Raw genomic sequence first — 17,607 nt, 5'->3', positions numbered from 1 at the left:
TATGGCCGTTCTATTGGACATCCGAAACTATGTGAAAACACATGGGCAGACGAGCCTTCTGGATCTGTCGCACAGGTTCCATATGCAACCCGAAGCCATTCGCGGCATGTTGGACCATTGGCAGCGCAAGGGCGTGATCCGGCGGGTCGATGTGGCCGACAATTGCGGCGGATGCGCGATCAAGGTCGGGTGCGGCAGTTGTTCGTCGAACGCTGCGTTTGAAACCTATGAGTGGGCGGCAGGCCGCGCCTAGCCCTTCCAATCCAGCGCAATCGGCGGCGCGATCCGCAGCAAATCCACCGCGCGGGCGGCGATTTGATCCACCACCTGATCCACGCTTTCGGGCACCATGTAGAAGGCTGGCACCGGCGGCAGGATGATCGCGCCCATTTCCGTGGCTTGCGTCATGTTGCGCAGATGGGCCAGCGTCAGGGGTGCCTCGCGCGTCATCAGAACCAGCGGGCGGCGTTCTTTCAGTTGCACACTGGCGGCGCGGGTCAGCAGGTTGTCATCCAGCCCGTTCGCAATCGCCGCCAAGCTGCGCATGGAACAAGGTGCGACGATCATGCCATCAACAGGGGCAGAGCCAGACGCAATCGCAGCGCCGATATTGCCGCGCTCGTGATAGCGGGTCGCCATAGCGGTGATCTGATCAAAGGCACCCTCGCCACATTCCTCAAGTAAAGTGCGTTCTGCAGCGGCGCTGATCACAAGGTCGATCTCGGCCCCTAGGGCGGACAAATGGCGCGCGGTGGCCAGTGCAAGCGCGGCACCTGATGCGCCCGCGACGCCAAGGACGACGCGGGTCATTGGGACAGCTCCGGCAAATGTCGCGCCAACAGGTCAGCGGCGAAAGCCACGTCTTTCGGGTTGGTGTGCATGACTTCCCCCCATTCGCGGGTTTTTTCCGCGCCGATCTTGTTCGTGGCGTCGATGCCGATCTTGCCAGCGAGACCCGGCTCGGGCGAGGCGAAGTCGAGGTAGTCCATCGGCGTCTTCTCCAATATCGTCACGTCGCGCGACGGGTCCATCCGGGTCGCTAGTGCCCAAGCGATGTCATCCCAATTGCGCGGGTCGATGTCATCATCCACCACGACGATCATCTTGGTATAGCTGAATTGCGGCAACATCCCCCAAAGCGCCATCATCACCCGACGCGCCTGCCCCGGATAGCGCTTGTCGATGCTGATCACCGCCATGCGATAGGATGCGGCGGCGGGGGGCAGCCACAGGTCGCGAATCTCGGGGATCTGCGCGCGGATCAGGGGCAGGGCGAGGCGGTTGAACACCTCGCCAATGATCGCGGGCTCGTCCGGCGGGCGACCGGTGTAGGTGGACAGGTAAATCGGGTCTTTGCGGTGGGTCAGCGCGCTGACCTGCATCACCGGGAAGGGATCGACCTGATTGTAGTATCCGGTGTGGTCGCCAAACGGGCCTTCGGGCGCGGTCTCAGACGGGTGGACCCAGCCTTCGATCACCATCTCGGCATCCGCTGGCACCATCAGGGGGACGGTCTTGGCTGGCACAAGGCGGGGCCGCGCGCCGGAAAAGACGCCCGCGAAACCCAGTTCCGAGACCGTTTCAGGCAAGGGGAGGGCGGCGGAGAGAAGCGTGGCCGGGTCCGCGCCCAAGGCAATCGCCACGGGCATCGGTTCGTTATGCGCGGCCCAAGAACGGTGATGCGCGGCGCCGCCCCGGTGGGCCAGCCAGCGCATGATGATCCGGTCGCGGTCGATGACCTGCGCGCGGTAAACGCCCGCGTTGTAGCGGTTCACGTCGCCTGCATCGCCGCCATGCGGGCGGGTCAGAACAACGGGCCATGTGATCAACGGGCCTGCGTCACCGGGCCAATGGGTCTGGATCGGCAGGGTTGATAGGTCCGGATCCGTGTGAACCTCGGCCTGCACCGGGGCGCGGCGCATGATCTTGGGGCGGGTCGCAAGCGCGGCTTTCAGCATGGGCCAACGCGATAGCGCATCGCGCATTCCGTCGGGCGGCGTTGGCGCGCGCAAGGCGGCCAGAAACGCGCCAAGATCATCCAGCTTGTCTGGCGTGATGCCAAGGCCAGCGGCCACACGTTCGGGCGTTCCAAACAGGTTCACCACGACCGGCACATTGGATACGCCGCCCCCATCCAGCACAGGTGTGTCAAAGCGCAGAACCGGCCCGCCACGTTCCAACACCGCGCGGTGCACGGCGGTCATCTGGTGGCGCACCGACACGGGGTCGGGCAGGTGGGTCAGATCGCCCCGCGAAGCTGCCCAATCCAGATAGGCGCGCAGGGTCGGGAAGGAGGGCAGGGTGCGGATGGTCGGCTCCTTTTGGCTGATCGTTTACCGCTATCACCCGGCTGTGATCGGGCAATTGACCAAGGTCAAGTTGCGACGCGCCGGGGCTGTTATCAAGGGCGGGCGTAAACACCCGTTTGCACGCATTCAAGAGGTGCGCCATGCATGATCACGCAGTCCAACTGCCCGTCTTTCCCCGCCTTCCGGCCTTTGCCTTGCGCGGGCTGCCCCTGACGCCGATCGCGCTGGCGTTGGGCGCGTTTGCCCGGCGCTTGGCCGCGCGGCATCCGTCGATGTTCAAGCGGCTTGGCGACTATGGCACGTTGCGCTTCGTGCTGGACCCGACCGACCTGCCGGTGACGCTTTTGCTGGAACCCCGCGCGGGCAATCCCCGCTTGCGCCTGTCGCGTAAACCGCTCGCGGGGGACGCGCGGATCGCCGGGCCTCTGTCCGGGCTTCTGGGCATGGTGCACGGGGCTTACGATGGCGATGCGCTGTTTTTCTCGCGCGATCTGGTGATCGAAGGCGACACCGCCGCCGTTCTGGCCCTGCGCAACGCCATTGACGACGCTGAACTTGACCTCGCCGCCGAGGCCGAGGCGATGTCCGGCCCCTTCGCCCCTCAGGTCAAGCGCCTGATTGGGCTTGCAGAAACCAAAACCGGCGTGGCCCTGTCGCGCCACGAGGAGGAGCCCCTGTGGTAATGGAAATCGTTTGCCCCGCCGGCACGCCCGCATCCCTGCGCGCGGCTGTGAAAGCGGGGGCGCACACCGTCTATTGCGGATTTGCCGATGAAACCAACGCGCGCAACTTTCCCGGACTGAACTTCGACCGGGACGAAATGCGCGAAGGCGTGAAATTTGCCCATGACCACGGCGCGAAAGTGCTGGTGGCGATCAACACATACCCCCGCGCGGGGGCCGAGGCGATCTGGCACCGCGCTGTGGCGGACGCGGAAAAATGCGGCGTCGATGCGGTGATTCTGGCCGATCTGGGCTTGCTGGCCTACGCGGCCAAGCACCATCCCGGCCTGCGTCGGCACCTGTCGGTGCAAGCCGCCGCCGCCAATGCCGATATGCTGAATTTCTATGCCAGCGAGTTTGGCGTGAAGCGCGTCGTGCTGCCGCGCGTTCTGTCCGTGCCCGAAATTGCCGCGATCAACGCGGAAACCGAGGTCGAGACCGAGGTGTTCGTCTTTGGCGGCCTGTGCGTGATGGCGGAAGGGCGCTGTTCGCTGTCATCCTATGCCACCGGGTTGTCGCCCAACATGAACGGCGTGTGCTCGCCCGCAAGCCATGTGGAATACCACGACGATCACGGCGCGCTGTCGGCCAAGCTGGGCGGGTTCACCATTCACAAGGTCGGCGCGGATGAACCCGCGCCTTATCCCACGCTGTGCAAGGGCTGCTTCAGTGCGGGCGACGCCACCGGGCATCTGTTCGAAGATCCGGTCAGTTTGAATGCTGAAAAGCTGATCCCTCAATTGGCGAAGGCCGGGGTGACGGCTTTGAAGATCGAGGGGCGGCAACGCTCGCGGTCTTACGTGGCCCAAGTGGTGCGCAACTTCCGCGCCGCTGTTGAGGCGCAGGCCGCCGGGCGTCCGATGCCCGAGGGGATGCTGGCGCAACTGACCGAAGGGCAGGCCGCGACCGCGGGCGCCTATAAGAAGACCTGGAGATAACCCATGCAGCTGACCGTCGGACCCAACCAATTCTTCTGGAAAGCAGACGCGTGGAGCGATTTTTACGACCAGATGGCCGCCGCCCCTGTCGAGCGTGTCGTGCTGGGCGAGCTTGTGTGCTCGAAACGTCTGCCGTTTTACCAAGACCGTATCCCGGGCGCGATTGAAACGCTGCTGGACGCGGGGAAAGAGGTCGCCGTGACCTCGCTTGCCCTTGTGACGTTGAAACGCGAACGCAAGCTGACCGCCGAGCTGGTCGATGCAGGTGTCGAGGTCGAGGTGAACGACCTGACCACGCTGGCCTATCTGCCCAAGGACGTACCCTTTTCGGTCGGGCCTTTGGTGAATGTCTATAACGAAGGCACGCTGGGGTGGCTCGCGGGTCGCGGGGCCACGCGGATCTGCCTGCCGCCGGAATTGCCGTTGGCATCGGTTGCTGCACTGGCCGCTGAGGGGGCTGCGCGCGGTGTGGCGATCGAGGTCTGGGGGCACGGGCGACTGCCGCTCGCCATTTCCGGCCGCTGCTATCACGCGCGGCTGCACAAGCGCACCAAGGACAATTGCCAGTTTGCCTGCGAAGATGACCCCGATGGGCTGAGCGTGCGCACGTTGGAGGATCAGCCGTTTCTGGCAATGAACGGCGTGCAAACCCTGTCGGACAGTTGCGCCAGCATGGCCAACCAGTTGGAAGTGCTGGAAAAAGCGGGCGTGAAAGCCCTGCGCCTGTCACCGCACACCGGCAATTTTGCGCGCGTTTGTCAGGCGTGGCGCGACCGGATTGACGGAACGCTGGACGCCGCTGCATTGTCGGCTGAATTGGAAACCCTGTCGGGCGGCATGCGTCTGTCGGATGGGTTTTTGACCGGCGCGCGCGGCGCGGACTGGTCGCGTACCAAAGAAGGAGAGCCTGCATGAGGATCGCTTGCATCACCGCAGAAGGCCGGGGTGAAACCGACCGCCTGATTTCCGAGGCCGCCGCCACCCTTGAAGCCGAGGGCTTCGTGCTGAACGGCATCGTCAAGGTTTTGCAGGACATGCCCGAAGGCTCGCACCATTGCGACATGGATGTGCGTGTTCTGGCGGACAATCGCACCATCCGCATCACCCAATCGCTGGGCGAAGGGTCGGATGGGTGCCGTCTGAACCCCGAAGCGATTGCCCAAGCCGTGGCCGCCGTGGATCAGGCCAGCAGCCTGGACGCTGACGCCTTCATCCTGAACAAATTTGGCCCGGAAGAGGCCGAAGGCCGCGGCTTTCGCGCCGCCATCGCCACCGCGCTTGAAAAAGACATCCCGGTTTTGGTGGGCCTAAGCGCGGGCGAGGGCAGCCGCAAGGGTTTTGCCGAATTTGTTGGCGACATGGTAGAAACTCTGCCTGCCAATCCCGACGCAATCCTGACATGGGTGCGCGGCTAGGCGTTAGGCCGACGCCGCTTGCTGTGCGGCGCTTCCTTCGGCCAGTTTCGCCTTGATGGCGCGGGCGACCATCGCATCGACGCCGGGCAATTGGCTGATGACTGGCAAAACGCGGCCTTTGAAGGCGCACTCACCCAGTTCCTCGTGCACGTCTTCGCGTACGTGGTCGCCCTCCATCGCGAAGAAGGGCAGGCACAGGACATTGTCCGGCAAGCCTTTTGCGACCTCGGGAATGGTGGGGGATTGTTCCAGAAACCCGACCGATATGTTCGCGCCGCCAAGCGCGGTGGCCAGAGCTTTGGCGAAATCATCCGTCGCGCGTTCAGGCGCGGGGCGTCCGCTGCCCGACCCATGCGCGACCAGCAGCAGCGGATCGCCATCGGCCCAGCCTTCGGCCCGCAGGCCAGAGGCGGCCAGATCCGGCAGGTCCGGGTCCATGCCAAATGGCGTCATCACCGCAAAAGGCGCGTCGCCCACACGCCCCGCAAGACAGGTGCGCACGAACCAGCCATCGGACATGAACAGCGGATAGATCACCGCACCGGGGGCCATGCGTTCAAGCAGTGCGTCAAGGCTGCCGGGTTTGGCCAGCGTGGCCGATCCCAGCCGCAAGTCTGGCACATGGACTTGCACCTGCGCGACATAAGCGGCCAACGCGGCTTCGGCCGGATCGGGCGACGAGGGTTGGCCGTGCGAGACGATCAGGGCGTCGATATGGTCCAATGGCTGGCTCCTTATGAAAGCTGGCGCGGGTTTAGTGGCTCGTGCCTTCTTCGAAGGTGATCTTGTTCCAGATGTTGTATTTGCCTGAAGGTTTGCGCATCGGCAAGCGTTTCACGATCTCAAGCGTCTTGGCATCATAGATCAGAACTTCCCCTTCGTCTTCCCAGACAGACACCAGCGCATGGCTGCCATCCTTGGTAAACTCGACATGCGCCACGGTGGCACCGGGCACGGGTTGCAGGGTCTTCACGATTTCGAGCGTTTTCTTGTCGATGATATGCATCTTGTCCTTATTCGGGCCAAAAAACACATCGGCCCAGACGTAAGGAGAGCTCTTGTGACTGCGCATGAAGAAACCGGGGCCCTCGGTGGTGATCCGCTTGACCGTTTTCCAGCTGTTCATGTCGATCACCGACACCACACCTTCTTTCAGGTGCGGGGTGGCCATGACCTTTGTATCGTTCCAATCCCACGTAATTCCCGACCCGAGGTGCGGCATACCCGGCAAGTCCAGATCGGCCACTTTCTGACCAATCACAAGGTCGATGACCAAGCCATCTTCGCCTTTGCGCGACGCGCCCATGATGTGCTCGTATTTCTGATCGAAGAAGAAATCGTCCAGATAGTCGGGCGTGGTGATCTTGCGGATCGGGAATGGCGTGTCTTGTTTGGTCGGGCCTTCGATGCGCCAATCATGAGTGAACCCGGCGGCATAAATGCCCAAATCCGGGTTCTTGCTGTAAGAAACTTCCCAGATTTCCGGCACGTCCTTCAGCGCCAGCACAAAGCTGTCACGCGGCGGGGCTTGATAGACGGCGGACACCCGGCTGGGCGTGCCGTCCTTGCCGACGACTTGATGCACTTCGGCGACTGACAGGTCATCAGTGGACAGGATGGTCAGCGTGTTGGGCAGATAGTTCGCGACCGCCAGCCACTTGCCATCGCCAGACATGGCGATGTTGCGGCTGTTCAGGCCAGCGCGCACGCGGCCCACCTGTTTCAGCGCATAGATGTCGTATTTCTGCACCCAGCCGTCCCGCGACATGATGAAGACGAACTTGCCGTCAGGGGTAAATTTCGGGCCGCCATGGACGGCGAAGGGGGTTTCGAACCGATCCAGCACCTCGAACGTATCACCATCAAGAACGGACACGTGGTGATCGCCGGTTTCCACCGCCAGCGTGACGTTCATCGGGTCGGACGGCCAGACGGGCGCGTCAACGGGCGCATAGTCTTCGTCCATTACGCGGCTGGCCGTGATCTCAGGCTCATTCCATGGCGGAATGGTGTCGAGCGGTGTTTTCAGATAGTCGGCGAGCGCCGCGATCTGTTCTTCCGACAATTCCTCGCCATAGGCGGGCATCTGGGTGGTGACACGGCCATCGCGGATGACCTCGGCGATCTTCGGGCCGCGCATCCGGGCCAGCGTTTCGGGAATCAAGGCCGGGCCTTGCGCGCCAAGACGGTTCTCGGCGTGGCATTCGGCGCAGTGTTCCTGATAATCCGCCACTGGGTCGGCGCTTGCCGCGATGGGCAGGGCGGTCAGGGCTGCGACCAGCGTCAGGGCTTTAGAAAAACTGGTGTTTCGGATCATTGCTTTTGCCTCGGAAGGGGGTGACTTCAAGCCGGTCGGCATCGGTCACGCCAATTTCGTCATTCGTCAGATAGCAGGCCGGATCTTCGGCCCACGGATCGCCCGTCACCTGCAACGCGCGGATGCGGGTGTTGCCGCCGCAGACATCCTGGATCGCGCAAGCGCCGCAGCGGCCCTTAAGCGGGCGCGGGCGGGTGCGTAGCGTGGCGAGCATCGGGTCATCACCGGTCCACAGCTCGGAAAACGGCGTGTCTTTCACGTTGCCGACGGTGTAGTCGGACCAATAGGTGTCGGGGTGAACCTTGCCCAGAAAGTCGATATTGGCGACGCCCATACCGGATGAGTTGCCGCCCCAAGCCACAAGATGCTCGCGCAGATGGGCGACTTTTTCGGTGTCGAAATTCTCGGCCGCCCATTGCAGGAAATAGCCCGCATCGGCGTCATTGTTGCCGGTGACAATGTCCAACTGCCGCCCGCCCGACGCGCTTTCCCACGCGCGGTCGATCAGCAGATCCATGCCCTTGCGGGTCATCAGGTGGTGTGCATCCTCGCCCCGGTTTTTATCGCCGCGACCGGCATAGACAAGGTGGGACAGATAGAATTTGTCGACCCCTTCATCATCGCACAGCTTCAGAAGGTCGGGCAAATGGTGCTGCGTGCCTTCGGTCAGGCAGAAACGCAGGCCCACGCGCACGTCGCGCTTTTTCAGCTCGCGAACTCCGCGCACGGCGTCGTCAAAGGCGCCATCGACGCCACGGAACCAGTCGTTCGTTTCGCCAATCCCGTCGATCGAGATGCCGACATAGTTGAACCCAATGTCAGCCACCTGATCGGCAACCTCACCGTGAATTTTGGTACCGTTGGTCGACAAGGCCAGCACGCGTGTGAGTTTCCGAGCGCGTTTAGCCAACGGGAACAGATAGGGGCTGTCCAGCGGCTCGCCGCCCGACAGGATGATCGCGGGGACTTTGAACTGGCCCAGATCTTCCAACGTGTCCATAGCCTGCGCCTCGGACAATTCGCCGGGGAAATTTACGTCGGCCGACACGGTGTAACAGTGGCGACATTTCAGGTTGCAGCGGCGCGTCAGGTTCCAGATCACCACCGGTTTCACCATCCCGTCACCCCGGCGCTGGCGCACGGGCGTGGGTTTGGCGAGTTGGTGCATGTATTCGGTCAGGCGGAACATATCAGCCCCCTTTCTTGCGAAGCCGAAGCCCCGTCTTTTTCAGAATGCGAGTGGAGTAGAGCGTGTCAGAGCTGCGCAGCGCATCGCCCAGAAGGTCGACGATCTGTTGGCGCTTTTCCTCAACCTCTTCGCGCGATGATCCGTGGACCATGGCGAACAGGTTATAAGGCCAGTCGGGCAGGGCGCGCGGACGTTCATAGCTGTGGGTGACGAAGGGAAGCGCGCCGACTTTCGGGCCGACTTCGGCCAGCACCGCGTCGTCAACATCCCAAACCGTCATGCCATTGGCGATCATGCCCAGTTTGTAGTGGTTGGGGGCGGCGGCGATGCGGCGGATGACGCCGCTTTCCTTCATCGCGGCGAGGCGCGTGGTTAGATCGGATTCCTCAAGCCCCAGCTTCTTGGCCACTTCGGCGTAGGGGGCAGGGACCAGCGGCAGGCCGGATTGCAGCGCTTCGATGATGGCGCGGTCTGTTGCGTCAATGCTCATGCTGCCACCCTGAAGCCGATGTAAAATTCCTGAAGTTTCGGGAATTGCAGGACTTTAAGGCCGGTCTCATCCTCGATCCGGGCGGCAATTTTGGCGATGCCTTCGGGTGTTTCGCAGGCCAGCACGAACCACATGTTCAGCTTGTGCGAGCGTTCGTAATTGTGCGCCACTTCAGGGTGGGCGTTGACCTTGTCGTTGACCTCGTCAAACCGATCCGCCGGCACTTCCATCGCGCACAGGCAGAACGCCCCGCCCATGGCGGCCGCGTCAAAGAACGGGCCGAAGCGGGTCAGAACGCCGGATGCGCGCAAGGCGCGGACACGGTCCAAAAGCGCCTCTTCCGTCAGGCCAAGTTTTTCGGCCAGGGGTGCGAAGGGGCGGTGGTCCAGCGGCAGGTCGTCTTGCAGGGCGTTGACCAGCGCGCGGTCGATATCGTCAAGGGCGGTCATTCTGCGGCCTCCTTTTCTTTCGCGATCATCGCGCCGGTCTGGCGGAAGCAACGGGTGGAGAACAGCACTTTGTGCTCGATGTTTTCCAGCGCGGGCAGGGTGCGGGCGTTTTCCAGAACTGCCATCGCGGCCTCGCGCGATTGGGCGTGTATCATGCAATAGAGGCGATAAGGCCAGACATCGGCGACCGGGCGGCGTTCGTAACACAGTGTGACGCCGGGCAGGGCAGCCAGTTGGGTGCCAGCCTCGTAAATGCGGCCCTCCGGCACCTTCCAGACAACCATTGCGTTTGATTTCCAGCCCAGCTTGCGGTGGCGCACGATGACGCCAAGGCGCGACAAAAGACCAGCCTTGATCAAGGCAGTGACGCGGGCCAGAACCTCGGCTTCCGAGCGGCCAAGTTGGTCGCCAATCGCGGCATAAGGTGCTGCGACCAGGGGCATTCCTTTGGTCAGGATATTCATCAGGTCTTTGTCGCCCTCGCGAATGGCGGACATATCCAAGGCGCGGGGTGCGGCGTGCATCACGGGCGTATCGCTGCCGCCCATCTTGAAGCCAAGGTCGATGTTAAAGGGCTGCATCAGGCGCAAATCCAACACGCGCAGCCCCGTACGATCCGATATCCGTTCAAGCGAGGCATTCACCGCGTCGCGGTCCGGCCCGGTGGCGACGAACCAGATGTTCCATTCGTCCTCACGCTCGTAGGAATGGTTCACGCCGGGGTCTTCGTTGATGATCGCCGCGACCTCTTCGATGCGATCCTCGGGGGCGGCGACGGCGGCCAGCGTGGAGGCTGACAGAGTGTTCGGCGCACAGGTCGCGCCAACCCGCGTGATGGTGCCGTTTTCCTGCATATCGGACAGGCGGCTTAGCACGTCATCCTCGGTGGTGCCTGCCGCGTGCGCCAGTTCGGCGAAAGGGCGGGGCACCACGGGGAAGTCGCGTTGCCAGTCGTCCAGCAGGGCACGGTCGATGGGGTTGGAGATATCCTTCATCGCCTACAGCCCCAACCGGTGTGCGCGGGCGGTGAAGAAAATGCCTGACGGGCTGTCGGCGTCTATTTCGCGCAGCAGTTCGAAACTGTGCGTGTCATAGATTTTCACCTTGTTCTCGTCGCGCACGCTGACCCAGATTTCGTGGCCGCGCGGAGTGAATTCCATGTGCAGCACGGCGGGGCCGGGTTTGAATTGGTGGATCACCTCTTTCGTCACCGTGTCGATCACCTGAATGGTGTCGTTCATCGGGTGGGCGAAGTTAACCCAGACCTGACGACCGTCAGGGCGTGCCATGGCGAAAACGGGTTGGGAATAGGTCTTGGTGCGCCCGGTTTCTTCCAGCGTTTGGGCATCGACCCACAGCACTTCGTGGTGGCCCACGGCGGGCAGCACGAATTCCGATCCTGTCAGCGCCCAGCCTTCAAGGTGGGGCATCTTGTAAACCGGCATTTCTTCCTGTCCGCGGCCATAGTTGGGCATGACGCGGATGGGTTTGGGATCATCCTCCCACAGGTCCAGCGCGGTCAGCCCGTCTTCGCCAAAGAGGCCGGTGATGTATGTGCGACCATTGCCGGTGACCAGCGCGTCATAGGGGTTTTTGCCCATGTCGGTGATCTTGGTGATCTCGGGCTCGGGGCCGTTTGACATATCGGCAATCCATGTCTCGCCCGTGTCCCACATGGTGAACACGAAGCGACGACCGGGAACGTCCACCAGCCCGATGGTTTTCGAGTCTGTCGGAATGTCGGCGACCAGTTCCAGCGTGTCGGCGTCAAAAATACGCACGCCGCCGGGTTCATAGTTCGCCACCGCGACCAGCTTGCCATCATCAGAAATCGCCCCGCCGATGGAATTGCCGCCCTGCACGACACGATTGGCGATCTTGCGTTCGACAATGTCCACCTTGGTCAGCCCGCCATCGCGGCCAAACACATAGGCGAAGCGTTCATCCGGCGAATAGATGATCGAGGCATGGGACAGATCGCCCAAGCCTTCGATCCGGGCAATGGAGGCGCGGTCGGATTGGTCGACCAAGAGGACCGAGCCTTTGGCCCGTTCAATCACCAGACCCAGATCGCCAGTTGCAATCGTGTCGGCAAGCGCGGCCGTGCCAAGGGTGGCGGCAAGGGCAAGCGCGGAAATGAGGGATTTCATTGGGTGTCGCCTTTCAGCAGATAGTCAGCGATCCAGGCCGCTTCGGCCTCGGAAATCAGGGCGCGCCAGGGGGGCATGGCTGTGTCGGGGATGCCATCAAGGATGACAGATTGCAGCACGTCGGCGTCGTAATGTTCGATGGTTTCGGGGCGGATGTCCGGGCCAAGCCCGCCTTTCAGGGTCAGTCCGTGACACGATCCGCAATCCTGATGCACCAGACGAGTCAACGCCGTCGGGTCCAAGCCGGGTTCACCCGCATGGGCGGTGCCAGTCAGAAGCAGAAGGGCCAGAAGGTTACGCATGGGCCGCAATCTCTTGTGCGGGGTCGAACTGGGCCGCATCGTAAAGCGACACGACTTTGCCGATGATGAACAAGGTGGGGGGCTTCAACCCGGCGCGGCGAGCGTCTTGCGCGACGTGATCAAGTGTAGACACCATGCGCGCCTCGTCAGGTGTTGAAGCACGCGAGATCGCCATGACAGGCGTATTGCCCGGCAAGCCTTCGGTCATCAGGCCCACGGCGATCTGGCCGATATTGGCCACGCCCATATAGACGACAAGCGTGGTGTCGGGGTTCGCCAGACATTTCCAGTCAAGATCCAGAACGCCATCTGCCTGCCGGTGGCCGGTTACATATTGTACGCCTGTGGCCAGACCACGGTGGGTCAGCGGCACGCCGGTTACACTGGCAGCCCCCTGTGCGGCGGTGATGCCGGGAGCATATTCGACTTCGACCCCTTGCGAGACGGCATAAGCGGTTTCTTCCGAGCCGCGTCCGAATATCAAGGGGTCGCCACCTTTCAGCCGGGCGACCGTTAATCCAGCACGGGCCTTTTCGACCAGTATTTCGTTGATCCGGTTTTGCGGCACAGTATGACATTTCGAGGCCTTGCCGACAAAGATCATTTGTGCATCCGGCGGGGCCATCGCGATGATGTCATCCGACACCAGCCGGTCATAGACCACCACGTCCGCCTCTTTCAGCATACGGATGGCTTTCAGGGTCATCAGCTCCGGGTCTCCGGGGCCTGCGCCGATCAGGTAAACTTTGCCGGTCATATCGTGTCTCGCTCGTCCTTAGGATGGCTGAAAGCCAGATACCCGAGGAGCGTGACAGCATCGAACATGCGCCAGAAGACAGACATCGCCAGCGGGTGAGGCTTGGGCCGGTTTGTGAAGTTAAAATCGCCCGCCCGGCGATCTGCTTCCTTGATCTAAGTTAAGGCGCAACCAATTAACTGCACACTTTTTAAGTTCAAGAAAAATATAAGATAATCAATCGTTTGATCCGATTACTCTTCGATTACAGTGATCATTCCGATCATTTTTTGCGTTTCCCAGTGTGGGCCGCAAAGATATTCCTGATCGCCGGTGGTCAGAAAGGTAAATTCGACACTTTCTTCAGGGAAGGCACGGTCGCTTTCGGGCTCGTCCGGCAGAATCACACTGTGACTGGTGCGCTTGTCGACATTGACCCAGCGGACGGTTGTGCCGACGGGCACGGTCAGTTCGCCGGGGCAGAAGTTATACTTGTACATCTTGACGATGGTGACGCCTTCGGCCTCTGACGAGGGGGCGCCGAACAGTTCGACATAACGTTCTTCGGCTTCGGCGCAGATGGCGGCGGTCTTGTCATCCTCGGCCAAAACGGGAAAAGCCGTGCAAAGCACAGCGGATGAGGACAGGGCGAAGGCGGCGAGTATGCGTTTCATCTGCGTTCCTTTCTGAACCTCGGATAAAGGGCGCTGCGGCTGGTTGAGGCAGCCGCAGCGCAGTTCTTTATTGCTTGACCACGTTAATCGTGGCTTCTGGATTGTCCAGAGCAAGGCTGGTGTTCAGCGTCACGTGGTGGAAACGCGCCGCCGTGAAGTCGTCGTGGATCGCGAAGCCGACCGTATAGGTCTTGCCTGCTTCCAGCGCGACATCGCCCTCGCCCCCGGTCAACGGCCGCGAGAAGGTCACCGTCCAGGTGCCGTCGGCGCCCAGATTGGCTTCGGCGGCCATTTCACCTTCATTCACCGTCCGGTTCTGCAGAAGATAGCCGTTTTCAGCTGTGCCATCTGCATAGACCCGCATCAGATCCATAAAGGTGCCGTCGGCCAGAAGTTGGTCGATCTCGGCCTGATCCTTCACCTTGTCCCAACCACCCAACGGCTTGTCGCCACGGCCTTTCAGCTCGATATCCGTGCGGCTTTCGGCCAGATATTTGGTGATTGTCTTGTCGGCCTGAAGCTGGGTCGCGATGTCACCGCTGGCGGCAATCGCTTCAGCACCCGGATCAAACGGCATATAGGTGTTGTCGGCGTGGCAGGTTGCCCAGCAGCCCACTTGCTCACCCATTTCGATCCCTGTGCCGGTGATCATCATGCCAACCTTGATCTGGTTGTCCGGGTCCATCTTGCCGCCGTCCACGAAGGGCGCGGGATTGTGACCGGCATCCATCCATTGCAGGCGGAAATAGACGTTTTCATCGTCATGTGCCGCCTTCAAAGTCGCTGCGATCGTACCGCGCTTGCCGGGGATCGGGGTCGGTTCCAGCTCGTCGTTCTTACCGCCACCGCCAGCGACGATCTTGTCGCCAATGGCTTCCAGTTCTTTCGCGTGGCAGGTCGAGCAAGCGTCGCCACCCTTGGTCAGCGGACGTGCGCCGCCGTGGGTCTTGCCGTTTTGCACCCATTCGAACGAAGCTTGGCCCGGATAGAACAGCGTCATATCAGTCGAGGCGACAGCGTCCCAATCGACATTGGCACCAACTGTGCCACCGGCGCTTGCACCACCAGCGTCACCACCGGCTGGCGCTTCCGTCGCAGTGCCAGCCATTTTGGCTTCAAGCTTGGCGCGTTCGTCAGCGCGAGCAGCTTCAACCGCCGCCAGCACACGGGCCTGAGCCGCCTCAGATTCAGCTTTTCGGGCTGCGTCTTCTTCGGCTTCCTGGGCTTCAATGCGGGCAAGGCTATCCAGATAGGCCTGAGGGACTTCACGGATGAATTTCGGGTTCGGCGCTTCCAGCGCTTCCAGATATTCCTCGTCCGCGCGGTCACGCAGGTCCGAGTGCGCGATGCCTTTGTGGCAGTCGATACAGGTCTGACCGGTTTCCATCGCGTTCAAGTGCTGTTGGCGGGCGCGGGGAGCTTGAAATTCAGGCATCATGGACTGGAAATTGTGACAGTTGCGGCATTCGCGACTGTCCGAATTCTTCATCCGTTCCCATTCGTTCATCGCCAGATGCAGACGCTTGGCTTCAAACTTCTCTTCTGTGTTGATGGTTCCGACTAGCTTGCCCCAAAGCTCTTTCGAGGCTTTGACCTTACGGATCATCTTGTGGGTCCAGTCCTTCGGAACGTGACAATCCGAGCAGACCGCGCCGACGCCCGAGCGGTTCACATCGTGGATCGTGCCCTTGTATTCTTGATAGACGAAATCCTCCATCTCGTGACACGAGATGCAGAAATCCTTGGTGTTCGTGGCTTCCATGGCGGTGTTGAAACCACCCCAGAAGATAATGCCGGCGACAAAGACGCCAGCGATTCCGGCAAGCGGCATTCCCCACAGGAAATATCGCCGCCAGATTGGCTGTTTAGGGTCGCTACCTTTGGTCTGGGACATGTCCAGGCTCCGTTCTGGCTTCGTGTTTGGTCCGTGTTCAGACCAGGCTTATCCGAAAAGGGGCGGGCGCTGTGCCCGCCCCCTTGGGTTTCGTGTCAGATCACCCTTAGGTGACGTGGTTCGAACGGTTGTAGACGTTGAACTTGCCGGTCGGGGCAAACAGTCCCTTCACGCGGGCTTTTTCTTCCAGCGTTTCGGCGTCGTAGATCACGATCTCACCGTTCGGCTCAAGCGAGTCTGCCAGGTTCCAGTTCGACACCCAAACTTCGGTGCCGTCTGCGTTGAATTCGAAGTGCACAGCTGCGTGACCTTCTTGTTCTGTCAGCTGGATCGTTTTCACGATTTCACCAGTCTCTTTCGAGATAACTTGAACGGATTGCTGAATTTCAGGCTCAGGGTGTTTTGTCTGATCCGCCCAAACATACTTGGAGTTCGGGTGGGTCCGGACAAACAGGCCGGCGCCGTCAGTTTCAACTTCGTAGCAGGTTTTCCAAGCCTCATCCGGGCGGCCTTCTGGGTCGTTGCCCCAGACCGTCACAGTGCCGATACCAAGGTGGGTGGTGCCAGCAACCGGGCCACAGTTCGGGTCGATCCAGTTGGCGCCGGGGCCGGGGTGCGGCAGGGCGGCAACGTCGATCATGGCTTCCAGCTTACGTTCCTTGGTGTCGACAACAACCATCTTGTTCGAGGCGTTCGCCGCGATCTGGAAGTAGCGACCGGTCGGATCAAAGAACCCATCGTGCAGGAACTTGGCCGAGTCGATCTTGTCGATCCGCAGGTTTTCCAGGTCGGAATAGTCAACCTGCCACATCTGCCCCAGTTCCTTCACTGCAACCAGCCAGCTGGTTTCATTGGGAGTGGTGTAGATGGCTGCCACACGGGCTTCTTCCACATAGTCGCCGTCCACGTTCACGCCGCGGGTCGAAACGACCTTCAGCGGTTCCATGGTCACAGCATCCGCGATCACGAAGTGCGGAGGCCAGTAGCCGCCACCGATGACGTATTTACCATCGCCGGATACGGCAACGTCACGTGCGTCATAGGCAACTTTGACTTCGGAAACCAACATCTTGTCCGGTGTTTGCCACAGGTCGATCTTGGTCATCTTGCCGTCGCGGCCCATCGTGTACCAGAAGCGGCCGGGCTGTTCGGGTTCGGTGATCTTGTGGTGCTCTGACGCTTTGATCACGTGCACGGCATAGCCGGTCGGGATGTGTGTCAGCACCTCTTTGGTGTCACCGTCAACGATGGCAACTTTACCGGCGTCACGTTCGATGACGACGAAGAAGTTTTCCCAGTTGCGGCCATGCAGCGGCTCGGTCGGGTAGTCGGCTTCCTCGACATAGACCTTGCGGGTCTCTTTCATCTGAGCCAGCGACATTTCTGGCGGTTTTGGCGGATCCATCATGATGTAGGTCGCCATGTCTTTGATCTGCTCCTCGGTCATGATGTCCGAGAAGTTGTTCATCCCGCCTTCGGTGCCCCACTGGATAATTTTCTCAAGGCGTTCCTGCCCCAAGCTCAGTGTGCCGCCTTCGGTCACTGTGCCGTCGGCTGCGGTGTTCTTCCAATGAGGCTCCAGGTTTTTACCTGTCGCGCCTTTGCGAAGCACGCCGTGACAACCGGCGCATTGTTCAAAATAAAGTTGCTTGGAAGCTTCAAATGCTTCATCGCTCAATGTCGGCTCTTGTGCAAAAGCCGGCATTGCAACGCTGCTGAGCATCATGGCAAAGCCGATCCCTAGCGAACTGCGGATTTTCTTTTGGGTGGTTCCAAGTGACATGATCACTCTCCGTTTGCTTGGTGAGGCAGGAAGAAGATGGAGGTTCCGGGTCACCGGCGTCTTGATATATGTCAACGAAGCTCACGAAAAAGAGAGCGATGGCGTTAAGTGTCAGAAAAACAATGAACTGTTAGCAAAGATCGCATGATCTACTTGGTCCGTTTGCTGCCGCAGAGGCACGCAATCAACGCGGCGTTTCTTTCTGTTCCTCCCCAAACCGGTCCGAGTCGTTTTTGTTT

20 protein-coding genes are annotated in these 17,607 nt (G+C 61.0%); 6 read left to right on the top strand and 14 right to left on the bottom strand.

Features of this window, described 5'->3' with window-relative positions; all coding sequences use genetic code 11:
* Position 1 precedes the first annotated feature (1 nt).
* A complete protein-coding gene (locus MWU51_RS15485; RefSeq protein WP_247038957.1) occupies positions 2 to 253 on the top strand; it encodes a FeoC-like transcriptional regulator in 252 nt (83 codons plus the stop codon).
* Here MWU51_RS15485 and MWU51_RS15480 read toward each other — a convergent pair.
* On the bottom strand, positions 250 to 810 hold the full coding sequence (locus MWU51_RS15480) for a UbiX family flavin prenyltransferase (protein ID WP_247038954.1): 561 nt from the start codon (positions 808 to 810) through the stop codon (positions 250 to 252). The genes MWU51_RS15485 and MWU51_RS15480 overlap by 4 nt on opposite strands.
* The gene (locus MWU51_RS15475; RefSeq protein WP_247039303.1) at positions 807 to 2,309 is read right to left on the bottom strand and encodes a UbiD family decarboxylase; all 1,503 of its coding nucleotides are present in this window, start codon (positions 2,307 to 2,309) and stop codon (positions 807 to 809) included. The genes MWU51_RS15480 and MWU51_RS15475 overlap by 4 nt, the downstream gene beginning before the upstream one ends.
* Between MWU51_RS15475 and MWU51_RS15470 the strand changes: the two genes are divergently transcribed.
* The 5 genes from MWU51_RS15470 to MWU51_RS15450 are packed head-to-tail and all read left to right on the top strand — an operon-like array spanning position 2,308 to position 5,384.
* Positions 2,308 to 2,457, top strand: a complete 150-nt coding sequence (locus MWU51_RS15470) for a hypothetical protein (RefSeq protein WP_247038952.1) — start codon at positions 2,308 to 2,310, stop codon at positions 2,455 to 2,457. The genes MWU51_RS15475 and MWU51_RS15470 overlap by 2 nt on opposite strands.
* Positions 2,450 to 2,992, top strand: a complete 543-nt coding sequence (locus MWU51_RS15465; RefSeq protein WP_247038951.1) for an SCP2 sterol-binding domain-containing protein — start codon at positions 2,450 to 2,452, stop codon at positions 2,990 to 2,992. Before MWU51_RS15470 ends, MWU51_RS15465 begins: the two co-directional genes overlap by 8 nt.
* Complete coding sequence (locus MWU51_RS15460) at positions 2,992 to 3,969, top strand: peptidase U32 family protein (protein WP_247038949.1); 978 nt, start codon at positions 2,992 to 2,994, stop codon at positions 3,967 to 3,969. Before MWU51_RS15465 ends, MWU51_RS15460 begins: the two co-directional genes overlap by 1 nt.
* 3 nt (positions 3,970 to 3,972) lie before the next feature.
* Positions 3,973 to 4,884: a U32 family peptidase gene (locus tag MWU51_RS15455; RefSeq protein WP_247038947.1), complete on the top strand. Its 912-nt coding sequence runs from the start codon at positions 3,973 to 3,975 to the stop codon at positions 4,882 to 4,884.
* A complete protein-coding gene (locus tag MWU51_RS15450; RefSeq protein WP_247038945.1) occupies positions 4,881 to 5,384 on the top strand; it encodes a DUF2478 domain-containing protein in 504 nt (167 codons plus the stop codon). The genes MWU51_RS15455 and MWU51_RS15450 overlap by 4 nt, the downstream gene beginning before the upstream one ends.
* Positions 5,385 to 5,387: 3 nt before the next feature.
* Here the strand turns inward: MWU51_RS15450 and MWU51_RS15445 are convergent, their stop codons facing one another.
* The 12 genes from MWU51_RS15445 to MWU51_RS15390 form a co-directional block, all read right to left on the bottom strand.
* Positions 5,388 to 6,107, bottom strand: coding sequence for a CbiX/SirB N-terminal domain-containing protein (locus MWU51_RS15445; RefSeq protein WP_247038943.1), 720 nt, complete (start codon positions 6,105 to 6,107; stop codon positions 5,388 to 5,390).
* A 31-nt stretch (positions 6,108 to 6,138) separates the two neighbouring features.
* Complete coding sequence (locus MWU51_RS15440; RefSeq protein WP_247038941.1) at positions 6,139 to 7,701, bottom strand: nitrite reductase; 1,563 nt, start codon at positions 7,699 to 7,701, stop codon at positions 6,139 to 6,141.
* Complete coding sequence (gene nirJ / locus MWU51_RS15435) at positions 7,676 to 8,890, bottom strand: heme d1 biosynthesis radical SAM protein NirJ (RefSeq protein ID WP_247038939.1); 1,215 nt, start codon at positions 8,888 to 8,890, stop codon at positions 7,676 to 7,678. The genes MWU51_RS15440 and nirJ overlap by 26 nt, the downstream gene beginning before the upstream one ends.
* 1 nt (position 8,891) lies before the next feature.
* Entirely contained in the window at positions 8,892 to 9,380 is a 489-nt protein-coding gene (locus MWU51_RS15430; protein ID WP_247038937.1) for an AsnC family transcriptional regulator, read from the bottom strand.
* Positions 9,377 to 9,829, bottom strand: coding sequence for an AsnC family transcriptional regulator (locus tag MWU51_RS15425; protein WP_247038935.1), 453 nt, complete (start codon positions 9,827 to 9,829; stop codon positions 9,377 to 9,379). The genes MWU51_RS15430 and MWU51_RS15425 overlap by 4 nt, the downstream gene beginning before the upstream one ends.
* Positions 9,826 to 10,824, bottom strand: coding sequence for an Lrp/AsnC family transcriptional regulator (locus MWU51_RS15420; RefSeq protein WP_247038933.1), 999 nt, complete (start codon positions 10,822 to 10,824; stop codon positions 9,826 to 9,828). Before MWU51_RS15420 ends, MWU51_RS15425 begins: the two co-directional genes overlap by 4 nt.
* Positions 10,825 to 10,827: 3 nt before the next feature.
* Positions 10,828 to 11,979 (bottom strand): cytochrome D1 domain-containing protein, encoded by a 1,152-nt coding sequence (locus MWU51_RS15415; RefSeq protein ID WP_247038931.1) that lies wholly within the window; start codon positions 11,977 to 11,979, stop codon positions 10,828 to 10,830.
* Positions 11,976 to 12,281, bottom strand: coding sequence for a cytochrome c (locus MWU51_RS15410; RefSeq protein ID WP_247038929.1), 306 nt, complete (start codon positions 12,279 to 12,281; stop codon positions 11,976 to 11,978). The genes MWU51_RS15415 and MWU51_RS15410 overlap by 4 nt, the downstream gene beginning before the upstream one ends.
* Positions 12,274 to 13,038 carry a uroporphyrinogen-III C-methyltransferase gene (gene cobA, locus MWU51_RS15405; RefSeq protein WP_247038927.1) on the bottom strand — a complete coding sequence of 255 codons (765 nt, stop codon included), beginning with the start codon at positions 13,036 to 13,038 and terminating at the stop codon, positions 12,274 to 12,276. The genes MWU51_RS15410 and cobA overlap by 8 nt, the downstream gene beginning before the upstream one ends.
* 233 nt (positions 13,039 to 13,271) lie before the next feature.
* Positions 13,272 to 13,691, bottom strand: coding sequence for a plastocyanin/azurin family copper-binding protein (locus tag MWU51_RS15400; RefSeq protein WP_247038924.1), 420 nt, complete (start codon positions 13,689 to 13,691; stop codon positions 13,272 to 13,274).
* Between the two features lie 67 nt (positions 13,692 to 13,758).
* Positions 13,759 to 15,585 carry a NapC/NirT family cytochrome c gene (locus MWU51_RS15395; RefSeq protein ID WP_247038922.1) on the bottom strand — a complete coding sequence of 609 codons (1,827 nt, stop codon included), beginning with the start codon at positions 15,583 to 15,585 and terminating at the stop codon, positions 13,759 to 13,761.
* A 106-nt stretch (positions 15,586 to 15,691) separates the two neighbouring features.
* Positions 15,692 to 17,368, bottom strand: a complete 1,677-nt coding sequence (locus tag MWU51_RS15390) for a cytochrome D1 domain-containing protein (protein ID WP_247038920.1) — start codon at positions 17,366 to 17,368, stop codon at positions 15,692 to 15,694.
* Positions 17,369 to 17,607 lie beyond the last annotated feature (239 nt).

The organism is Aliiroseovarius sp. F47248L (assembly GCF_023016085.1).
GTDB lineage: Bacteria > Pseudomonadota > Alphaproteobacteria > Rhodobacterales > Rhodobacteraceae > Aliiroseovarius.
This window is presented reverse-complemented; position numbering and strand designations above follow the sequence as displayed.

What these genes read in the sequence shown, in the direction of transcription:
- cobA (WP_247038927.1), bottom strand. Translation starts at nt 13,038, where the DNA reads ATGACCGGCAAAGTTTACCTGATCGGCGCAGGCCCCGGAGACCCGGAG.
- MWU51_RS15400 (WP_247038924.1), bottom strand. Translation starts at nt 13,691, where the DNA reads ATGAAACGCATACTCGCCGCCTTCGCCCTGTCCTCATCCGCTGTGCTT.
- MWU51_RS15425 (WP_247038935.1), bottom strand. Translation starts at nt 9,829, where the DNA reads ATGACCGCCCTTGACGATATCGACCGCGCGCTGGTCAACGCCCTGCAA.
- MWU51_RS15420 (WP_247038933.1), bottom strand. Translation starts at nt 10,824, where the DNA reads ATGAAGGATATCTCCAACCCCATCGACCGTGCCCTGCTGGACGACTGG.
- MWU51_RS15390 (WP_247038920.1), bottom strand. Translation starts at nt 17,368, where the DNA reads ATGTCACTTGGAACCACCCAAAAGAAAATCCGCAGTTCGCTAGGGATC.
- MWU51_RS15480 (WP_247038954.1), bottom strand. Translation starts at nt 810, where the DNA reads ATGACCCGCGTCGTCCTTGGCGTCGCGGGCGCATCAGGTGCCGCGCTT.
- MWU51_RS15410 (WP_247038929.1), bottom strand. Translation starts at nt 12,281, where the DNA reads ATGCGTAACCTTCTGGCCCTTCTGCTTCTGACTGGCACCGCCCATGCG.
- MWU51_RS15415 (WP_247038931.1), bottom strand. Translation starts at nt 11,979, where the DNA reads ATGAAATCCCTCATTTCCGCGCTTGCCCTTGCCGCCACCCTTGGCACG.
- MWU51_RS15430 (WP_247038937.1), bottom strand. Translation starts at nt 9,380, where the DNA reads ATGAGCATTGACGCAACAGACCGCGCCATCATCGAAGCGCTGCAATCC.
- MWU51_RS15460 (WP_247038949.1), top strand. Translation starts at nt 2,992, where the DNA reads ATGGAAATCGTTTGCCCCGCCGGCACGCCCGCATCCCTGCGCGCGGCT.
- MWU51_RS15440 (WP_247038941.1), bottom strand. Translation starts at nt 7,701, where the DNA reads ATGATCCGAAACACCAGTTTTTCTAAAGCCCTGACGCTGGTCGCAGCC.
- MWU51_RS15470 (WP_247038952.1), top strand. Translation starts at nt 2,308, where the DNA reads ATGGTCGGCTCCTTTTGGCTGATCGTTTACCGCTATCACCCGGCTGTG.
- MWU51_RS15455 (WP_247038947.1), top strand. Translation starts at nt 3,973, where the DNA reads ATGCAGCTGACCGTCGGACCCAACCAATTCTTCTGGAAAGCAGACGCG.
- MWU51_RS15395 (WP_247038922.1), bottom strand. Translation starts at nt 15,585, where the DNA reads ATGTCCCAGACCAAAGGTAGCGACCCTAAACAGCCAATCTGGCGGCGA.
- MWU51_RS15450 (WP_247038945.1), top strand. Translation starts at nt 4,881, where the DNA reads ATGAGGATCGCTTGCATCACCGCAGAAGGCCGGGGTGAAACCGACCGC.
- MWU51_RS15485 (WP_247038957.1), top strand. Translation starts at nt 2, where the DNA reads ATGGCCGTTCTATTGGACATCCGAAACTATGTGAAAACACATGGGCAG.
- MWU51_RS15465 (WP_247038951.1), top strand. Translation starts at nt 2,450, where the DNA reads ATGCATGATCACGCAGTCCAACTGCCCGTCTTTCCCCGCCTTCCGGCC.
- nirJ (WP_247038939.1), bottom strand. Translation starts at nt 8,890, where the DNA reads ATGTTCCGCCTGACCGAATACATGCACCAACTCGCCAAACCCACGCCC.